Origin of the sequence: Blastococcus sp. URHD0036, assembly GCF_000701365.1 — a bacterium.
Lineage (GTDB): Bacteria > Actinomycetota > Actinomycetes > Mycobacteriales > Geodermatophilaceae > Trujillonella.
Window position 1 is genome coordinate 258208 of record NZ_JNIK01000013.1, and the last position, 17879, is coordinate 276086.

17 protein-coding genes are annotated in these 17879 nt (G+C 74.1%); 8 read left to right on the forward strand and 9 right to left on the reverse strand.

The window, feature by feature from the left end; all coding sequences use genetic code 11:
- Positions 1–94 precede the first annotated feature (94 nt).
- Together N555_RS0110975 and N555_RS0110980 are read right to left on the reverse strand one after the other, a co-directional pair.
- Positions 95–427 (reverse strand): hypothetical protein, encoded by a 333-nt coding sequence (locus N555_RS0110975; RefSeq protein ID WP_051683950.1) that lies wholly within the window; start codon positions 425–427, stop codon positions 95–97.
- Positions 428–497: 70 nt separating this feature from the next.
- Positions 498–1061, reverse strand: coding sequence for a YceI family protein (locus N555_RS0110980; protein ID WP_029431534.1), 564 nt, complete (start codon positions 1059–1061; stop codon positions 498–500).
- A gap of 85 nt (positions 1062–1146) precedes the next feature.
- Between N555_RS0110980 and N555_RS0110985 the strand changes: the two genes are divergently transcribed.
- Positions 1147–1635: a MarR family winged helix-turn-helix transcriptional regulator gene (locus N555_RS0110985; RefSeq protein WP_029431535.1), complete on the forward strand. Its 489-nt coding sequence runs from the start codon at positions 1147–1149 to the stop codon at positions 1633–1635.
- An 87-nt stretch (positions 1636–1722) separates the two neighbouring features.
- Here N555_RS0110985 and N555_RS0110990 read toward each other — a convergent pair whose 3' ends face one another.
- The 5 genes from N555_RS0110990 to N555_RS0111010 form a co-directional block, all read right to left on the reverse strand.
- Positions 1723–3309: an ABC transporter substrate-binding protein gene (locus tag N555_RS0110990; RefSeq protein WP_156036318.1), complete on the reverse strand. Its 1587-nt coding sequence runs from the start codon at positions 3307–3309 to the stop codon at positions 1723–1725.
- 105 nt (positions 3310–3414) lie between these two features.
- The gene (locus tag N555_RS0110995) at positions 3415–4434 is read right to left on the reverse strand and encodes an ABC transporter ATP-binding protein (RefSeq protein WP_029431537.1); all 1020 of its coding nucleotides are present in this window, start codon (positions 4432–4434) and stop codon (positions 3415–3417) included.
- Between the two features lies 1 nt (position 4435).
- A complete protein-coding gene (locus N555_RS0111000; RefSeq protein ID WP_029431538.1) occupies positions 4436–5476 on the reverse strand; it encodes an ABC transporter ATP-binding protein in 1041 nt (346 codons plus the stop codon).
- Positions 5476–6357 (reverse strand): ABC transporter permease, encoded by an 882-nt coding sequence (locus N555_RS0111005; protein WP_029431539.1) that lies wholly within the window; start codon positions 6355–6357, stop codon positions 5476–5478. The genes N555_RS0111000 and N555_RS0111005 overlap by 1 nt, the downstream gene beginning before the upstream one ends.
- Positions 6354–7307 carry an ABC transporter permease gene (locus tag N555_RS0111010; RefSeq protein WP_029431540.1) on the reverse strand — a complete coding sequence of 318 codons (954 nt, stop codon included), beginning with the start codon at positions 7305–7307 and terminating at the stop codon, positions 6354–6356. The genes N555_RS0111005 and N555_RS0111010 overlap by 4 nt, the downstream gene beginning before the upstream one ends.
- 152 nt (positions 7308–7459) lie before the next feature.
- Here N555_RS0111010 and N555_RS0111015 point away from each other — a divergent pair, with 152 nt between their 5' ends.
- The 5 genes from N555_RS0111015 (at position 7460) to N555_RS0111040 (ending at position 13442) form a co-directional block, all read left to right on the forward strand.
- Complete coding sequence (locus tag N555_RS0111015; protein WP_029431541.1) at positions 7460–7999, forward strand: hypothetical protein; 540 nt, start codon at positions 7460–7462, stop codon at positions 7997–7999.
- Between the two features lie 85 nt (positions 8000–8084).
- Positions 8085–9269: a sensor histidine kinase gene (locus N555_RS0111020; protein WP_051683951.1), complete on the forward strand. Its 1185-nt coding sequence runs from the start codon at positions 8085–8087 to the stop codon at positions 9267–9269.
- Positions 9266–9970 carry a response regulator gene (locus N555_RS0111025; RefSeq protein WP_029431543.1) on the forward strand — a complete coding sequence of 235 codons (705 nt, stop codon included), beginning with the start codon at positions 9266–9268 and terminating at the stop codon, positions 9968–9970. Before N555_RS0111020 ends, N555_RS0111025 begins: the two co-directional genes overlap by 4 nt.
- Before the next feature lie 257 nt (positions 9971–10227).
- Complete coding sequence (locus N555_RS0111035; protein WP_029431545.1) at positions 10228–10980, forward strand: ABC transporter ATP-binding protein; 753 nt, start codon at positions 10228–10230, stop codon at positions 10978–10980.
- A gap of 8 nt (positions 10981–10988) precedes the next feature.
- Positions 10989–13442 carry an ABC transporter permease gene (locus N555_RS0111040; RefSeq protein WP_197028967.1) on the forward strand — a complete coding sequence of 818 codons (2454 nt, stop codon included), beginning with the start codon at positions 10989–10991 and terminating at the stop codon, positions 13440–13442.
- A gap of 44 nt (positions 13443–13486) precedes the next feature.
- Here N555_RS0111040 and N555_RS0111045 read toward each other — a convergent pair whose 3' ends face one another.
- Entirely contained in the window at positions 13487–14338 is an 852-nt protein-coding gene (locus tag N555_RS0111045) for a patatin-like phospholipase family protein (protein ID WP_029431547.1), read from the reverse strand.
- A 94-nt stretch (positions 14339–14432) separates the two neighbouring features.
- Between N555_RS0111045 and N555_RS0111050 the strand changes: the two genes are divergently transcribed.
- A complete protein-coding gene (locus tag N555_RS0111050; RefSeq protein WP_029431548.1) occupies positions 14433–16160 on the forward strand; it encodes a class I adenylate-forming enzyme family protein in 1728 nt (575 codons plus the stop codon).
- Between the two features lie 97 nt (positions 16161–16257).
- Complete coding sequence (locus tag N555_RS0111055; protein WP_081866136.1) at positions 16258–17289, forward strand: potassium channel family protein; 1032 nt, start codon at positions 16258–16260, stop codon at positions 17287–17289.
- Here N555_RS0111055 and N555_RS0111060 read toward each other — a convergent pair.
- Positions 17192–17872: a hypothetical protein gene (locus tag N555_RS0111060; RefSeq protein ID WP_156036319.1), complete on the reverse strand. Its 681-nt coding sequence runs from the start codon at positions 17870–17872 to the stop codon at positions 17192–17194. The genes N555_RS0111055 and N555_RS0111060 overlap by 98 nt on opposite strands.
- Positions 17873–17879: the final 7 nt, after the last annotated feature.

The window sequence follows — 17879 nt, forward strand, 5'->3', positions numbered from 1 at the left end:
GTCTCACGCGCTCCCGGCCGCCCGGGCGCCGTCCGCTGTCACCTCCAGCGCTGCTGTCACGCCGCACGGTGACAACGGCGCTGCGGGGGAACGGTCAGGGGCGGTCGGCGACGACCGCGGTGGTCCCGGCCGCGGCGAGGGTGACCAGGCCGACGGCGAGCCAGGCGGGCCATCCCGCGCCGATGGCCAGCACGTGGGCGAGCACGAACGCGCCGATGTAGAGCCCCCCGAGGCCGAGCGCGACGGCCCAGCCGCGGCGCTGGACCCACAGCCACCCCGCCGCCAGCCCCCCGGCGGCGAACACCGCACCTCCCAGCGCCCGCACGCCGGTGCCCTGGGCGATGCCGAAGCCGGCGGCCAGGCCGGTGGCCACGAGCACGGCGGAGGGGAAGCGGGTGCGGGCACGGGTACGCAGCGACGTCGTCACGGACGCCAGTGTCCTCCGGACGCGCGAGAGCCCCGGGCGCACGGGGCGTCCGGGGCTCTCGAAGCGGGGATCAGGCGGTGCGGAGCACGGCCTCGATCTCGAGCTCGACGGTGATCTTGTCGCCGACGACGACGCCGCCGCCGTCCATCGGCATGTCGATGTCCACGCCGTACTCCTTGCGGGAGATCTCGGTCTTGGCGCTGAAGCCGGCGCGGGTGCCGCCGTAGGCGTCGGGGCCGAAGCCGTTGAGCTCGAGCTCCAGGGTGACCGGCTTGGTGATGCCCTTGATCGTCAGGTCGCCCAGGACGGTCCAGTCGGCGCCGTCGGTGCGGACCTCGGTGGAGCGGAAGGTCATCTCGGTGTGGTTGCCCACGTCGAAGAAGTCGGCGGAGCGGATGTGCGCGTCGCGCTGCTCCTGACGGGTGTCGATCGAGTCCATGTTCACGCGGGCGGTCACGGTCGACTGCGCCGGGTCCTCGGCGGTGGTGATCTCGCCGGAGAAGTCGCGGAAGTAGCCGCGGACCTTGCTGACCATCATGTGGCGGACGGAGAAGCCGACCGTCGAGTGTGAGGCGTCGATGTCCCAGGTGCCCGCGACGTAGCCGGGGATCTGGACGGTGGTGGAGCTGGTCACGAGGATCTCCAAGTGGTTGAGCGTTTGACCTTCTGCCTCGGTAGCGTAGTTGAAGGCTTGACTATTCCGCTAGTACTCTGAGGACATGACGTCGTCGGAATCGCCGGAGCACTCGGCCCTCGGGACGCGCTGGCTCGACGCGGAGGAGCAGAAGGCCTGGCGCGCCTACCTCTACAGCACCCAGTTGCTCAGCGACCGGCTCGACCGGGACCTCACCCGCGCGACCGGGATCTCGCACGCCTACTACGAGATCCTCGTGGCGCTGTCGGAGACGCCCGGGCGGTCCATGCGGATGAGCGAGCTGGCCGACCGCTGCCTGTCTTCGCGCAGTCGCCTCTCGCACGCGGTCTCGCGACTGGAGGAGCGCGGCTGGGTGCGCCGGCAGGTCTGCCCCGAGGACGGCCGCGGCCAGCTCGCCGTCCTGACCGACGAGGGGTTCGCCGCCCTCGAGGCCGCTGCGCCCGTGCACGTGGAGAGCGTCCGCACCCACCTGTTCGACCAGCTCAGCCCCGAGCAGGTCGCCTCGATCCGGGACGTCGGCGAGACGCTGTTGCGCCACCTCGGCCCGCGCTGACCCCCCGGGAACGCGGGACGCCCCGCCGGACCGTGGTCCGGCGGGGCGCCGCTCACCGCTGTGCCGGACCGGGGTCCGGCGGCTCCGTCACGCGTCGGGGTTTATCCAGAGACCGTCGACCGGCGTGCTGCCGGAACCGTAGAACCGGATCCCGCCCACCTCTTCGCTGGTGAGGATGAAGGCCGGGCTCCACGTGTAGACCACCATGGCGCTGAGGTCGACCATGCGCTGCATGACGGTCGCGTAGGCCTCCTGCCGCTCCGCCGTGTCGTCCGACAGCCGCCCCTGCTCCAGAGCCGCGTCGATCTCGGGATCGCTCAGCCGGGTGAAGTTGGTCGCGGAGCCGGTGCCGACCAGCGTGTCGATCACCGGGCTCGGGTCGACGAACGCCGCCCCGTAGATGGTGGCCTCGTAGTCGTTCTGCGCCAGCCGGCCGAACCAGCTGGCCGACTCCTGCGGCTCGATCTCGACGGTGAGGTTCTCGAACTCCTGCAGCTGGGCCTGCATGATCTCGGCAGCCCGGGCCGTGTCGCTGTTGTTGCTCGAGGAGATCGTGAACGACAGCGGCTTGCCGTCGGCGTTCAGCTCGTCCAGCAGTTCCTGCGCCCGCTCGGGATCGGCCTCGGGGAAGGTCACCGAGTCGTCGTACAGCGGCGAGGTGTCCCGGAGGATCGAGGTCGGCGGCTCCTCACCGGCTCCGCCGTACAGCGTGTCGATGAGCGCCTGCCGGTCGATGGCCAGGGAGATGGCCTCGCGGGCACGCGGGTCGTCGAACGGCGCCTTGGAGAAGTTGAACTCGAGGTTGGTGAAGCCGGAGAAGCCCGCCGGCAGCACGGTGAAGCCGCCGTCACCGGCCAGCTGTGCGGTCTCGTAGTTGTTGCCGACCATCAGGTCCACCTCGCCGGCCTGCAGCGAGTTGTACCGCTGGTTGTCGTCCGGGTTCGCCCGGATGACCAGCTCGTCGAGGTACGGCTTCGGCGCGTCCCAGTAGTCGGGGTTCTTCGAGAGGACCATCCGGTCCCCGCGCGACCACGAGTCCATGGTGAAGGGGCCGGCACCCACCGGGTTGGCGGTGAAGGCCTCCGGCCCCGCGGCGAGCGCGGTCGGCGAACCCACGAAGTTGATCGCCATGAGGACCGAGGGGAGCTGCGCGGTCGGCTTCGCCAGGGTCACCTCGAGCGTCTGCTCGTCGACCACCGTCGTCGACGCGATCGCCGAGGCCGACGCGACCGTCTGCGAGCTGGCCACCGTGCGGTCCTTGTCGCGGTCCCAGTTGAACTTCAGCGCCTCGGCGTCCAGCGGCGTGCCGTCGCTGAAGGTCAGCCCCTCCCGCAGCGTGGCGATCCAGGTGGTGTTGTCCTGGTTCTCCAGCGACTCCAGCAGGCCGTATTCGACCTCGCCCTCGGGCGTGATCTCGAGCAGCTGGCCGTACAGGGCGTTGCCGTAGACGCTGTTGGTGATCAGCGAGTTGCTCAGCGATGCCGGGTCGAGGTTGGCCGGCTCCGAGACGGTGACGTACGTGAGCGAGCCACCCTCCACCGGGTCGCCGCTGGCCTGCTCGCCACTGGCGTCGACACCGTCACCACCGCTGTCGTCGCTTCCGCAGCCGGCCAGGATCAGCGACGTGGTGAGTGCGGCAGCGATGAACACGCTGCGCCGTCGGGTGAGTTTCACGGGACCTGCCTCGGGTCGGGGGTCGGGGCGTGCTGCACTGCGGTGATACACGTCATAGATAGCAATGATTGGAGGTAATGACGGTCACGACTTGGTCACGACGAGTCAGACGGCGGCGGGCACCAGGGGCGCCTCCGCCGCGACCTCGGCGTAGTGGCAGGCGGCGAAGTGGCCCTCGCCCACCGAGCGGACCTCCGGCACGTCCTCGGCGCAGCGATCGGTCGCCAGCGGGCAGCGGGTGCGGAACCGGCAGCCCGACGGCGGGTCCAGGGGCGTGGGGATGTCGCCCTCCAGCGCCGGCCCCGTGAAGCCGCCGACCGCGCGACGCCGCGGCACGGAGTCCAGGAGGGCCCGCGTGTAGGGGTGCGCCGGCGCGGCGAACACCGAGTCGACGTCACCGACCTCGCAGATCCGCCCCAGGTACATGACCATCACGCGGTCGCAGACCGAGCGGACGACCGACAGGTCGTGGCTGATGAAGACCAGCGTGAGGTCGTGCTCGTCCTTGAGGTCGCGCAGCAGGTTGACGATCTGGGCCTGCACCGAGACGTCGAGCGCCGAGACGGGTTCGTCGCACACGATCAGGTCGGGGCGGATGGCCAGCGCGCGGGCGATGGCGACCCGCTGCGCCTGCCCCCCGGACAGCTGCCGCGGGTACATCGGGCCGAACCGCTCGGGGTCCAGCCCCACGTCGACCAGCACCCGGTCGGCCGCCTCGCGCCGCTCGGCCACGGGCCGCCCGGCGATGGTCAGCCCCTCGACGACGAGCTCGCGCACCGAGCGCCGCGGGTTCAGCGACGACACCGGGTCCTGGAAGATCATCTGCAGCTTGCGGCGCAGCCGGCGGAGGGTCCCGCGCTTGGTCACCGCGAGGTCCTCGCCCCGGTAGACGACCCGACCGCCGGCGATCTTCTCCAGCCGCAGGACGGCCTTCCCGGTGGTCGACTTGCCGCAGCCGGACTCGCCGACCAGGCCCAGGGTCTCCCCCGGCCGGACGTCGAAGCTGACGTCGCTGACGGCCTGCACGACCCCGCCGGGCGTGCGGTACTCGACCTGCAGGTGGTGCACCGACAGGACCGTGTCGTCCGCGTCGGTCAGCAGGTGCGCCTCGCCGGTGCCGGCCATGTCAGCTCCTCGTCTCGTCGGCGGGCGCGAGCGCCCCCGCCGGGACGCCCACCCCGGACAGCGGTACGGGGTGGACGCAGGCGTGCCGGTGACCCAGCACGCCGTCGCGCAGGACGTCGGCCCCGGGCACTCCGCAGGCGGCGTCCGCCGCACCGCACCGGGGCGCGAACCGGCAGCCCTCCGGAGGCCGGCGCGGATCGGGCAGCGCCCCCTCGATGACCCGCATCCGCCGCGCCCGGGGGGCGTCCAGGGACGGCGTGGAGGCCAGCAGCGCCTCGGTGTAGCGGTGCTGCGGGGAGTCGAACACCGCGTCGGTCGGTCCCTCCTCGACCATCCGGCCGGCGTACATGACCGCCACCCGGTCGGTCCGGCCGGCAACCAGGCCGAGGTCGTGGCTGATGAGGACCAGCCCCATGCCGCGGGTGGTCCGGACCCGGTCGAGGAGGTCGAGGATCTGCCGCTGCACGGTCACGTCCAGCGCCGTCGTCGGCTCGTCGGCGATCAGCAGGTCCGGCTCGCAGGCCAGGGCGATCGCGATCATGATCCGCTGCCGCATGCCGCCGGAGAGCTGGAACGGGTAGTTCGACAGCCGGCGGCGCGGATCGGGGACGCCGACCTCGGTGAGCAGCGCGACCGCCCGCTCCCGCGCCTCGGACCCGGAGATCCCGAGGTGGCGGACCATGCCCTCGGTGATCTGGCGGCCGATCCGCACCACCGGGTTCAGCGCCCGGCCGGCGTCCTGGAACACCATCGCCACCTTGGGACCGAGCATGCTCTGCCGGACCTTCTCGGACGCGGTCAGCACGTCCACCCCGTCGAGCAGCACCGAGCCGGAGGTGCCGGCCCGGTCGGGCAGCAGCCCCATGACGGTCTTGGCGAGCATCGACTTGCCCGAGCCGGACTCCCCGACCAGACCCACGGCCTCGCCCGCGGCGACCTCGAGAGTCACCCCGTCGACCGCCCGGACCGGACCGGAATCGGTGGCGATCCAGGTGTGCAGGTCCGCCACGCTCAGCAGCGGCTGTGGCCGGCTGACGGTCATCAGGCGCCCCGCTCGCCGAAGCGGAGGCGGAGCCGGTCGCCCACGATGTTCAGCGCGAGGACGGTCAGCAGGATCGTGACCGCCGGGACGAACACCAGGTTGGGGAACCGGGAGATGAGGTCCTGACCGTCGGCGATCATCCCGCCCCAGCTCGGGGTGGGCGACGGGATGCCGAGGCCGAGGAAGCTCAGCGACCCCTCGGCCACGATCAGCGCGGCGATCACCACCGGCAGGTAGGACGCCACCGACGGGACCACGTTGGGCAGCACCTCCCGGCTCAGCAACCGCGGCAGGCCGGCGCCCATGTTGGTGGCCGCCATGACGAACTCCCGCGACGCCCAGCGCATGGTGTTGGCCCGCGCGAGCCGGGTGAAGGTCGGCGTCATCAGCAGCGACAGCGAGACGATCAGCGTGCTGATGCTCGGCCGCAGGACCGAGGCGAGCGCGAGCAGCATCACCAGCGGCGGGAAGGCCAACAGGGTGTCGGTGACGAAGGAGACGACCGTGTCGACGATGCCTCGGAGGAACCCGGCGAGCAGGCCGAAGAACGAGCCGGCCACGAACGCGATCAGGCTGGAGACCACCCCGACCAGCAGCGAGGCCTGGGCGCCGTAGATCAGCCGCGAGAGCATGCTCCGGCCCAGGACGTCGTAGCCGAGCAGGCCGTCGAGGGAGAGCTCGGGCTTGCCGCGGGGCGGACCGGCGATCGCGCCGTAGTCGGCCAGCGGGAGGAGGGGTGCCAGCACCGCGGCGAGCACCACCAGTCCGAGCCAGCCGGCACAGAGGGCGACCAGCCAGGACCGGCGCTCCCGGGGCGCGGGGAGCTTCGGGCCCGCGCTCGGCAGGCTGGGTGGCGCGACACCCGGATCGACGATGGTCATCGGACGGACTCCCGTCGGACGCGCGGATCGAGGAACCCGTAGCCGATGTCGACCAGGGTGTTGATGACGACGTAGGTGATGACGATGAAGGCGACGGCCCCCTGGACCGTGATGACGTCGCGGGCGGAGATCGACCCGGCGATCAGCGAGCCCAGGCCGGGCAGCGAGAAGACCGCCTCGACGATCACCGTGCCGCCGATCAGCCGGCCGAACGAGATCCCGGCCAGCGTGACCAGCGAGAACGAAGACGGGCGCAGCGCGTGCCGCCAGAGGACGTACTTGCGTGACATCCCGCGCGCGCGGGCCGCGTGGATGAAGTCCTCGTGCAGCGTCGAGTCCAGGTCGGTGCGCAGCAGCCGCTGGAACGCGGCGATCTCCGGGATCGCCACCGCGATGGCCGGCAGCAGGGCGTGGCGCAGGTTCTCCCCGGCTCCCTCGCTGACCCGCTCCCAGCCGGAGACCGGGAACACCCCCGCCTTCACCGCCAGGAAGTACACGAGGACCGGGGCGACGACGAACGCCGGCAGCGCCAGGCCGACCGACGCGAGGAAGGTCGACACCCGGTCGATCAGGCTGCCCGGCCGGTTGGCCGCGGCCAGGGCCATCGGCACCGAGACGAGCAGGGCGATGGCCAGCGCCAGGAAAGCGAGCTCCAGGGTCACCGGGATCCGCTCCCAGACCGCGTCCAGCACGTCCTGCCGCGTGCGGAGCGAGGTGCCGAAGTCCCCCTGCACCGCATCGCCGAGCCAGCCGAAGTACTGCGACCACAGCGGCTTGTCGATGCCCAGCTGCGCCTCGAGGTCGGCGATGGACTCCGGGGTGGCGGCGTCGCCCAGGAGGGTGACCGCGAGCGACCCCGGGGCCAGGGACAGCAGCGCCACCACGAGGAACGTCGCGAAGAGGATCACGAGTAGTGCGCGGACGATCCGCTTCGCGGCGAAGAGCAGCATGCGGCCCACTTCCCCTCGCAGGACCGTGCGTGGACGTTGCCCACATCACAGCTGTCAGAGCAATGTTTATACAGATGGGCCTCGGCGGTGCAAGAGACATCCGGCGAGCCGTGACGACCCCGTGACCGTCCCGGCCCGGGCAGACTGCGCCGGTGCCGGTCCGCCCCGCCCTGCTCCCCGCCGTCCTCGCACTCGGGCTCCTGCTGCCCGGCTGCGTGTCTGTGACGGCGGGCAACAGCGCGCCCGCGGTCGGGGCCAGCGGACCGGGCGGGCCCTCCGGGAGGGACGTCGAGCTCGTCCGCGGCGATGCGTGCGCCGAGGTGTTCTTCTGGGCCGCGTCCGACGACGGCGAGGTGGTCGTGACCGTGTCCGCCGATCTCGCCGACCGGCCGGCCGCCGGCCCGTCGGAGTCCACCTACGAGCTGCCGGACCCCGAGGTCACCGTCACCGTCCTCACCGGCCCCGGCGACCTCACCCAGGACCTCTGCACCGACGTCCTCGTCGGCCCGGAGCCGACCGGCCGGCAGGAGGCCGTCGCGGGGACCGTGCACCTCACGGTGGACCCACCCGGGGAGGCGTGCGGCTCCAGCGACGGCCGGCTGCGGATCGGCGGCCTGGTCGCCGAGGACGGCACCGCGTTCGCGCCGGTCGACGTCTCCTCGGTGCTCGTCGGTTGCAACGTCGGGGGCTGAGCCGCGCGTCCACCCCTGGCGGGAGCGGCGGGTCATCCCGCGGGTGGACGACGGCGGGTCGTCCACTGCCTAGATTCGACGGGCGATGGACCACCCCCTGGACAGCCTGGCGACCGCGATGCGCCGCCACCCGCTCGCCGTCGACGCGGCGATCGCGGGGGTCCTGTGGTTCACGCTGGTGGTCCTGCCGGCCGCGGCGTGGAACCCGTACGACGTCCCCGCCCTCCTGCTCGGGACGCTGCTGATCGTCCCGCTCGTCTGGCGGCGGCGCGCACCGGTGCCGGCGGCCGCCGCGGTGACGGTGGTGGGCCTGTTCGAGCTCGGCGGCGTCCCGGACTTCCTGCCGGCCAACGTGGCGGCGCTGGTGATGGTGCACGCGCTGGCCGCGTACGGCCCCCGCTGGGCGGGCGCGGCCGGACTGGTCCTGGGCCTGGTCGGGGCACTGCTCGCGGCGACCTTCTTCTACGCGGCGTCGGAGTCCCCCGACAACCTGGTGCTCATCGCCGGGACGATCGGCATCGCCGTCGTCGCCGCCTGGGCCCTGGGCCACCTGCGCCGCCTCCGCGTGCAGCGCGAGGCCGGCCTCGAGGAGCGGGCGCGGCTCCTGGAGATCGAGCGGGACCAGGAGATGCGGCTGGCCGCCACCGCCGAGCGCGCCCGCATCGCCCGTGAGATGCACGACGTCGTCGCGCACTCCCTGTCGGTGGTCATCGCCCAGGCCGACGGTGGCCGCTACGCCGGGCGCACCGACCCCGCGGCGGCGACCGGCGCGCTGGAGGCGATCGCGGCGACCGGCCGGCAGGCGCTCACCGACATGCGGTCGCTGCTCGGGGTGCTGCGCGAGGGCCCCGGCGAGGAGTACGCCCCGCAGCCCGACGTCGCCGCCGTCCCGGCCCTGGTGCAGGACGTGCGGGCCAGTGGACTGGACGTCGACCTGCTCGTCGAGGGGACGCCGCGCCCGCTGCCGGCCGGGCCGCAGCTGGCCGCGTACCGGATCGTGCAGGAGTCGCTGACGAACGTGCTCAAGCACGCCGGCTCGGCCAGCCGGGCGTGGGTGCGACTCTCCTGGCGGGACGACGGACTGGAGGTCGCGGTGCTCGACGACGGACGTGGCGCCTCGGCGGCACTGGTGGCCGGCTCGCCCGGCGGCCAGGGGCTGCGCGGCATGGTGGAGCGGGCCCAGCTGCACGGTGGCCGGCTGACCGCGGGACCGCGGTCGGGCGGCGGCTTCGCCGTGCAGGCGCTGCTCCCCTACCGGGCGCGCCGATGAGCTCGCCGCCCGACGGCCGCATCCGGGTGGTGCTCGTCGACGACCAGCAGATGGTCCGGGCCGGCTTCCGGATGGTCATCGACTCCCAGTCCGACCTGACCGTGGTCGGTGAGGCCGGCACCGGCGAGGACGCCGTCCGCCTGCTGGCGCGCACGCCCGCCGACGTCGTCCTCATGGACGTGCGCATGCCGGGCACCGACGGCATCGAGGCCACCCGCCGGGTGACCGCGCAGGCCGATCCGCCGCGCGTCGTCGTCCTCACCACCTTCGACCTGGACGAGTACGTCGTGGCGGCGATCGGCGCCGGGGCCAGCGGGTTCCTGCTGAAGGACGCCCCGCCCGAGGAGATGCTGGCCGCGGTCCGGACGGTGCACGCCGGCGACTCGGTGATCGCGGCGTCGTCCACCCGGCGGCTGCTGCAGCACGTGGCACCGATGCTGCGCGGCACGTCGTCGGCTCCCGCCGCCGAGCCGCGGGAGCTCGCCGAGCTGACCCCGCGCGAGCGGGAGGTGCTGGTGCAGATGGCCTACGGCGCGACCAACGCCGAGCTGGCCGCGCACTTCGTGGTCAGCGAGGCCACGGTGAAGACCCACGTCGGCCGGGTGCTGGCCAAGACCGGGTCGCGCGACCGGGTGCAGGCCGTCGTCCTCGCCTACCGGACCGGCCTCGTGCAGCCGGCCGACCTCCTCCGCGACGCCTGAGGCATCGGAGCCGTCCGAGGCATAGGAAGCAATCCGCACGTCCTGACCGCCGAGACGTGGGCATTGCTTCCTATGCCTCGATGCGGGCGGTCCTGTCCGACTCCGGGATGACCCCCGCGTAGGACCCCGGGAGCAGGGACGCCGGAGCCGAGATCACCCGCCGCTCCGACGCGGGACGACGGCCCCGGGCGGCAGCGTGGACAGCGTCCCGCTCCCCCGTCGTCGGAGGTCTCCCCGTGTCCGCTCCCGTCCCCGTGATGACCGTCCCCGGCGAGCCGCCGCCGACCACGGACGCCGTCCGCGCCACCGGGCTGACCCGCACCTACGGCCGGGGCGCCACCGCCGTGCACGCGCTCGCCGGCGTCGACGTCGCCTTCGCCCGCGGCGCCTTCACCGCGATCATGGGCCCCTCGGGCTCCGGCAAGTCCACGCTCATGCACTGCCTCGCCGGCCTGGACGCCCCGACCGGCGGGCAGGTGTTCCTCGGCGACACCGAGCTGACCCGGCTGCGCGACGACCAGCTCACGAAGCTGCGCCGCGAGCGGATCGGCTTCGTCTTCCAGTCGTTCAACCTGCTCCCGGTGCTCGACGCGCGGGAGAACATCGTGCTGCCGATGCAGCTCGCCGGGCGCCGCCCCGACCCGGCCTGGTTCGACGCCGTGGTCGCCCGGCTCGGCCTGCGGGACCGGCTGCGGCACCGCCCCGCAGAGCTCTCCGGCGGCCAGCAGCAGCGGGTCGCCGTCGCCCGGGCGCTGCTGTCGCGTCCCGACGTCGTCTTCGCCGACGAGCCCACCGGCAACCTCGACTCCCGCTCCGGCGCGGAGGTGCTCGACCTGCTGCGCAGCAGCGTCCGGGAGACCGGCCAGACCGTCGTCATGGTCACCCACGACCCCTCGGCCGCGGCCTACGCCGACCGCGTGGTGCTGCTCGCCGACGGCCGGCTCGCCGGCGAGATCGACAGCCCGACGGCCGACACGGTGCTGTCGGCGCTGCGCGGGCTGGGTGCGTGATGTTCCGCGTGACCCTCTCCGGCCTCCGGGCGCACGCCGCCCGCCTGGTCGCTTCCACCGTCGCGATCGTCATCGCGGTGGGCTTCGTCGTCGCCACGCTCACCTTGAGCGAGACGACCCGCGACACCATGCTCGAGGCGGTCGGCGCGCGGTACGTCAGCGCCGAGGTCGTCGTCACCAGCACCACCGGTGAGCCGGTCGACGGCGTCGCCCGCGAGATCGCCGGCGTGCCCGGCGTGCAGGCGGTCGACCTCGCCACCTCCACCTCCGTGCAGGCGTTGGTCCCCGGCCGGTCCGGCGCGCAGTACCTGCTGGTCGACTCCGTCGCCGAGGACCCGGCGCTGCGCTGGCAGCAACTGGCCGACGGCGCCCTGCCCGACCGGCCCGGCGAGGCGGCGGTCAGCGAGCGGGTCGGCGCCGACGTCGGCGACGTGATCACCGTGACCACGTACGCCGAGGACGGCGTCGAGGAGTCCTCGCAGGTCACCGTCGTCGGGGTCGTCGACCTCGGCGGCGACCCGGGCGCCGGGCTCAACGGCCGCGCCTTCGTCTCCGGCGACCAGGTGCAGGCGTGGGGCGCGCTGGGCCCCAGCGAGGTGCGGGTCGCCGGGACCGGCGGCACCGACGCCGACGCGCTGGCCGCCACCGTGCGGGACGCGCTCGCCGGTCAGGACGTCGACGTCCGCACCGGCGAGGAGCAGGCCGTGCGGGAGGCCGAGGGACTGACCGGTGACGCGGAGGTCCTGACGCTGATGCTGCTGGTGTTCGGCACCGTCGCCCTGCTGGTCGCCGGCCTGGTCATCGCCAACACGTTCGCGGTGCTGCTCGCCCAGCGGACCCGCGAGCTGGCCCTGCTGCGCTGCGTCGGCGCCACCGCCCGGCAGATCCGGCGCAGCGTGCTCGCCGAGGCCGCGCTCACCGGCGTCGCGGCCTCCGCGCTCGGTGTCGGCGTCGGCATCGGGCTGGCCGCTCTCGTCTCGGCGCTGGTGGGCACCGACTCACCCATACCGCTCGCGGGGGTCTCGGTGCCGCTGTCGGCGGTGCTCGGCGGCCTGGCCGTCGGGACGCTCACCACCCTCGTCGCGGCCCTGGCCCCGGCCCGGGCGGCGACCCGGGTCGCACCCCTGGCCGCCCTCCGCCCGCTGGACCCCGCGCCGCTGCGCTCCCGGGGCGGGCTGCTCCGGCTGGTCGCCGGTCTGCTGCTGGTCGTGCCCGGGGCCGCGGCCATGGCGCTGGGCACCGCCGAGTCCGAGGTGCTGCTCTCCGTGGGCGGTGGCGCGCTGAGCTTCCTCGGCGTGGTCCTGCTGGCCCAGCGCGCGATCCCGCCGGTGGTCGCCGCGACCGGCCGGCTCGTCCGCTCCGGCGGGGTCACGGCCCGGCTCGCCGGGGGCAACGCCACCCGCAACCCGCGCCGGACGGCGGCCACGGCGACCGCTCTGCTGATCGGCGTCACGCTGACCACGGCGATGGTGGTCGGCGCCGCCTCCACCCGGGCGACCGCGCAGGCCGGGCTGGCGGCGCAGTACCCCACCGACGTGGTGGTCACCGGCAACACCGACGACGGCATCCCCGCCGCGCTGCCCGGGCGGCTGGCCACGATCGACGGCGTGCGGGCCGCGGCCGGGCTCAGTGCCGGAGGCGTCACCGGGCCGGACGGCTACGAGGGCTGGACGCTGGGCGTCGACCCGGCGCAGGCGGCCCCGGTGCTGCGCTCCACCGACGACCTCCCGCTGCCGAGCGAGGGCACCGCCGTCCTCCCCTGGTGGACCGTGGAGGGCTGGGGGGTGGAGGACGGCGGCGAGGTGGTCCTGACCGGGGACGACGGTGCCGCGCGCACGTTCACCGTGGCCCTCGGCGACACCGACCACCCGTTGCTCACCACCGCCGACCTCGAGTCGCTCGACCCGGACGCGGTGGCCGACACCGTGTGGCTGCGCCTGGACGACGGCGCCGACCAGGCGGACGTGGTGGACGAGATCACCGACGTGGCGGGCAGCCTGGTGCCGACGGCCTCGGTCAGCGGGCTGGCCAGCGAGCGGGCGGCGCTGGACGAGGTGGTGGACGTGCTGCTGCTGATCGTCACCGGTCTGCTCGGCGTCGCGGTGCTCATCGCGCTGATCGGGGTGGGCAACACGCTCGCCCTGTCGGTGGTCGAGCGGCGCCAGGAGAACGGGCTGCTCCGGGCGCTGGGGCTCACCCGCGGCCAGGTGCGCGGCCTGCTGGCGTGGGAGGCGACGCTGGTGGCCGGGGTCGCCGCGGTGCTCGGGGTGCTGCTGGGCGCCGGGTACGGGCTGATCGGCGTCGCGTCGGTGCTCGGGGGGCAGGGCGAGGTGGTGCTCAGCTTCCCGTGGCTGCAGGTGGCCGCGATCGTCGTCGTCGCCACGGTCGCGGGGCTCGTCGCCTCGGTGCTGCCGGCCCGCCGCGCCGCCCGCATCCCCCCGGTGGCCGCCCTCGCCGGCTGAACGGAGTGCCACGGCGCAGGAAACCTGCGCCGTGGCACTCCACCTCAGTCCTGCCAGGCCTCGCGGACCCGGTCGGCGACGGCGGCGGCCTGGGCGCGACCGGCCTCGGCCGACGGACGGCGGGCCGCGGGGTCGAGCACGTTCTTCCCGATCCCCCGCCGGCTGGCCTGGTCGGGCGTGACGACGGCGACGCGGGCGACCATCCCGGTGACCTGGGCGTCCACGCTCGCCAGCGGGCCCACGCCGCGGGCGATCGGGGCGAGCACGACGACCCGCTCGTACCCCTCGGCCAGGTCGGCGTTCGCGGCCGAGCGCATGCCGCCGTCGACGTAGCGGTGCCCGTCGATCGTGATCGGCGGGTAGACGCCCGGCACGGCGCAACTGGCCGCGACGGCCTGCAACAGGGACACCCCGGAGTCCCGGTCGAGCGCGCGGAACTCGCCACTCTCGGCGTCGACGGCGGTGACGACGAGCCGGCGGTCGGGCCACTCGGTGCTGATCAACCGGGACCCGATGACCTCCAGCCGCTCCTGCTCGGTCGGCGTCAGGCCGGCGTCCGCGGCAGCCCGGGCGATCGCACCGACCCGGCGGCGGAACTCCTCGTCCCGGCCCCGGCTGCGCAGCATCGCCCACGCGTACCGGGCCAGCGCGGCGCGCGACAGCTGCGCCACCCGCTCCGACGCCGGCGGCTCCAGCTGCCGGGCGTACAGCTCCTCGAGCCCCGCTCCGCTGGTGACCTGCGCCCCCACGACCGACCCGGCCGACGTGCCGACGACGAGGTCGGCCCCGCTCAGGTCCACCCCCGCCTCGGCCAGGCCGGCCAGCAGGCCGATCTCCCAGGCGATCCCCGTGATGCCCCCGCCGCCCAGCACGAGGGCCGTTCGATCCGCGCTCATCCCGGGAGAGTCCCCCAGGCACCCCGACTCGACACGGAGAAGTGACCTGCGACACGCTGGGGTGGACGCTGAGGGACCGGCCGAGAGGACGCACATGACCGCGACGGACAGCACCACGACCGTCTCCTGGCCCCCGGGTCTGCCGAGGTCGCTGGACTATCCCGCGGTGCCCGTCGGGTCGGTGCTGCGCGCGGCCGCCCGCCGCTGGGGCGAGCGGCCGGCGTTCATCGAGGACGACGTCGAGCTGACCTTCACGGAGCTGGGCCGGCGGGCGCACGCGGTCGCCAACTGGCTCGCCGACGCCGGCATCGGCCGCGGTGACGTCGTCGCCGTCCACGCGCCCAACTGCCGGCAGTACCCCGCGGTCTACTACGGGATCCTGCTGGCCGGGGCCACGTTCTCCCCCACCAACCCGCTGCTGCCGGCGCCCGACCTCGCCGCCCAGCTGGTCGACTCCGGCGCGCGCGTGCTCGTCACCTGGGACCAGCTGCTCCCCTTCGTCCGCGGCGCGCTGGCCGAGACGCCGGTCGAGACCGTCATCGTCACCGGACCGGCGCACGCCGCCGACTTCGCCGCCCGGGCGACCACCGAACCCGGCGACGTCGACCTCGCCGACCTGCTCGCCGCCGATCCCACCGACCGGCACCTCGACGCCGGGATCGACCCGGCCGGCGACCTCGCCCACCTGGCCTACACCGGCGGCACCACCGGGGTGAGCAAGGGCGTGGAGCTGACCCACCGCAACGTCGTCACCAACGTGCTCCAGTCCGGGTGCTGGGTCAGCGGGTCCGTGCCCGACCTCGACGCCGAGGGCGACGTGACCCTGCGCCAGGTGCTCGGCCCGGAGGAGCACCCCACGCGGCTGGGCAAGGCGCGGATGGTCACCATCGCGCCGTGGTTCCACGCCATGGGGGTGATCGGCTACCTCAACGGCCTGGTCATGGCGGGGACGACGGCCGTGATCCACATGCGCTTCGACCCGGTCCGCTACCTCGAGGACGCCGTCCGGTACCGGGTCACCGGCTTCGGCGGGGCCCCACCGGTGTTCGTCGCACTCCTCCAGGTCCCCGGCATCCACGAGGCCGACCTGTCGAGCGTCCGCGGGGTCTCCAGCGGCGCCGCCCCGCTCGCGCTGCCGCTCATCGAGCGGCTGCAGGCGCTGCTGCCCGGCGCCCTCATCGGGGAGGGCTACGGGCTCACCGAGGTGACGATGCAGGCGACGGGCAACCCGGCGTTCCAGTCCGGCAGCCGCCGGGCCGGCACGGTCGGCGTCCCGATCTTCGACACCGAGATCACCATCCGCCCGCTCGGCGGCGGCGACCCCCTGCCGGCCGGCGAGCGCGGCGAGGTCTGCATCCGCGGGCCGCAGGTGATGCGCGGCTACTGGCGCCGTCCGGACGCGACGGCCGAGTCGATCGACGCCGAGGGCTGGTTCCACACCGGCGACGTCGGGATCCTGGACGAGGACGGCTACCTCGCGATCGTCGACCGCACCAAGGACATGCTGCTCTACAAGGGCTACAACGTCTTCCCGCGCGAGCTGGAGGAGCACCTGTTCGGCGTGCCGGGCGTGGCCGGGGCCGCGGTGGTCGGCCGGCCGGACGAGGAGGCGGGCGAGCTGCCGGTCGCCTACGTCGTCCGCAAGGACGACGACGACGGGGCGGCGCTGACCCGCGAGTCCGTCATGGCCGCGGTCAACGAGCACGTGACGCCGTACAAGCGGCTGCGCGACGTCGTCTTCATCGACGCGATCCCGGTCTCGGCGGCCGGCAAGGTGCTCAAGCGGGAGCTGGCGCAGCGCGAGCGGGGCGCCGCCGGCTGACCGCCGGGGCCCGTCCGGGGGACGGCGGCACGGCCCGCCTCCCCCGGACGGGTGCGGCACGACCCGGGCGGGGCCGGCGATCACTATCGTCCGCGGGGTGAAGGACCACCGTGGGGACGCCGACGATCCGCACACCGGCGTCGTCCTGGCGCACGTCGAGGAGTCCCCGGTGCGCCAGGTGCGCCGGCGGGTCCTGCTCGCCGCGTTCTTCCTGGGCCTCACCGTCCTCGTGGTCTGGCTGGACCGGAACTCCTACCGGGACGGCGACGAGGTGGGCATCGGCCTGCTCGACTCGCTCTACTACGCCACCGTCACCCTCTCGACCACCGGTTACGGCGACATCACGCCGGTGACCGACCACGCGCGGCTGATCAACGTCCTGTTCATCACGCCGCTGCGCATCATGTTCCTGATCGTCCTCATCGGGACCACCCTCGAGGCGCTGACCGCGCGCTCGCGGGAGGAGTTCCGCATCCGCCGGTGGAGGTCCTCGGTGCGCCAGCACGTCATCGTCTGCGGTTACGGCACCAAGGGCCGCAGCGCCATCCGCGCGCTGCGCGCCAACGGCACGCCGGCCGACCAGATCGTCGTCGTCGACACCGACGAGCGGTTGGTCGAGGAGGCGACGACGACCGGGCTGACCGGCATCGTCGGCGACGCCAGCCGGCGCGAGGTGCTGAGCCGCGCGGCGGTGGAGAAGGCGCGGGCGGTGATCGTGGCGGCCAACCGGGACGACGCCGCCGTCCTGATCACGCTCACCGTGCGGCAACTCAACCCCACCGTGCCGCTGACCACGTCCGTCCGCGAGGAGGAGAACGCCAACCTCCTCCGGCAGTCGGGCGCGACGACGGTCATCACCACGTCGGCCACCTCCGGCCGGCTGCTGGGCCTGTCGACCGACCACCCCAAGGTGGTCAACGTGGTCGAGGACCTCGTGACCGGCGGCCAGGGGCTCGACCTGCACCAACGGACGGTCAAGTCCGGCGAGGTCGGCCTCGGCCCGCGCCAGCTCACCGACATCGTGCTGTCGGTCAGCCGCGGCGGGCGGACGCTGCGCTTCGACGACCCGCTGATCGGCACGCTGCAGCCCGAGGACGAGCTCGTCGTCGTCCGGGCGCACCTGACCTGAGGCTCCGCGCGGCCGGGTCCCGGGTCGCGCCCGCGAGCAGCACCGCCGCCAGAAGCAGACCCAGGACCACCCGCTCGACGGTGGAGTCCCACGGCCACGCCTGCCGCACGGCCTCCGGGAGCGTCGTCTGCAGCACGAGCACGACGCCCAGCAGGACGGTCGCGGACAGCGCCCCGGGCAGCCCGTAGCGGCTGCCGGCCGCTCCCGCGCCCAGCGCCAGCACGGCGAGCACCACCCACGACCGGACCAGCTCCGCTGTCGGAGGCACCCCGCCGGCGGCGGCGAGGAGCGCCACACCCCCCACCGTCACCGCCGAGACCGGGAGCGCCAGGACGGCGCGGGCCGCCAGCCGCCGGCGCGCGGTCACCGGGGTGGCGGCGGTCAGCGCCGCCGTCGGGTCGTCCGCCGTCGCACCGAGCCCGCAGCCGAGCACCAGCAGCGCCAGACCCGGCAGCTGAGCGGCGCCCGCCGGCGGCAGCACCGTTGCCAGGGCGGCCAGGCCCAGCGCGGCGACGCCGGTCCCGGCCAGGGCCCGCCAGGCGAGTGCCCGCCGGCTCGCGAGGAGCAGGACGGGCCACGGCACGGCCGGG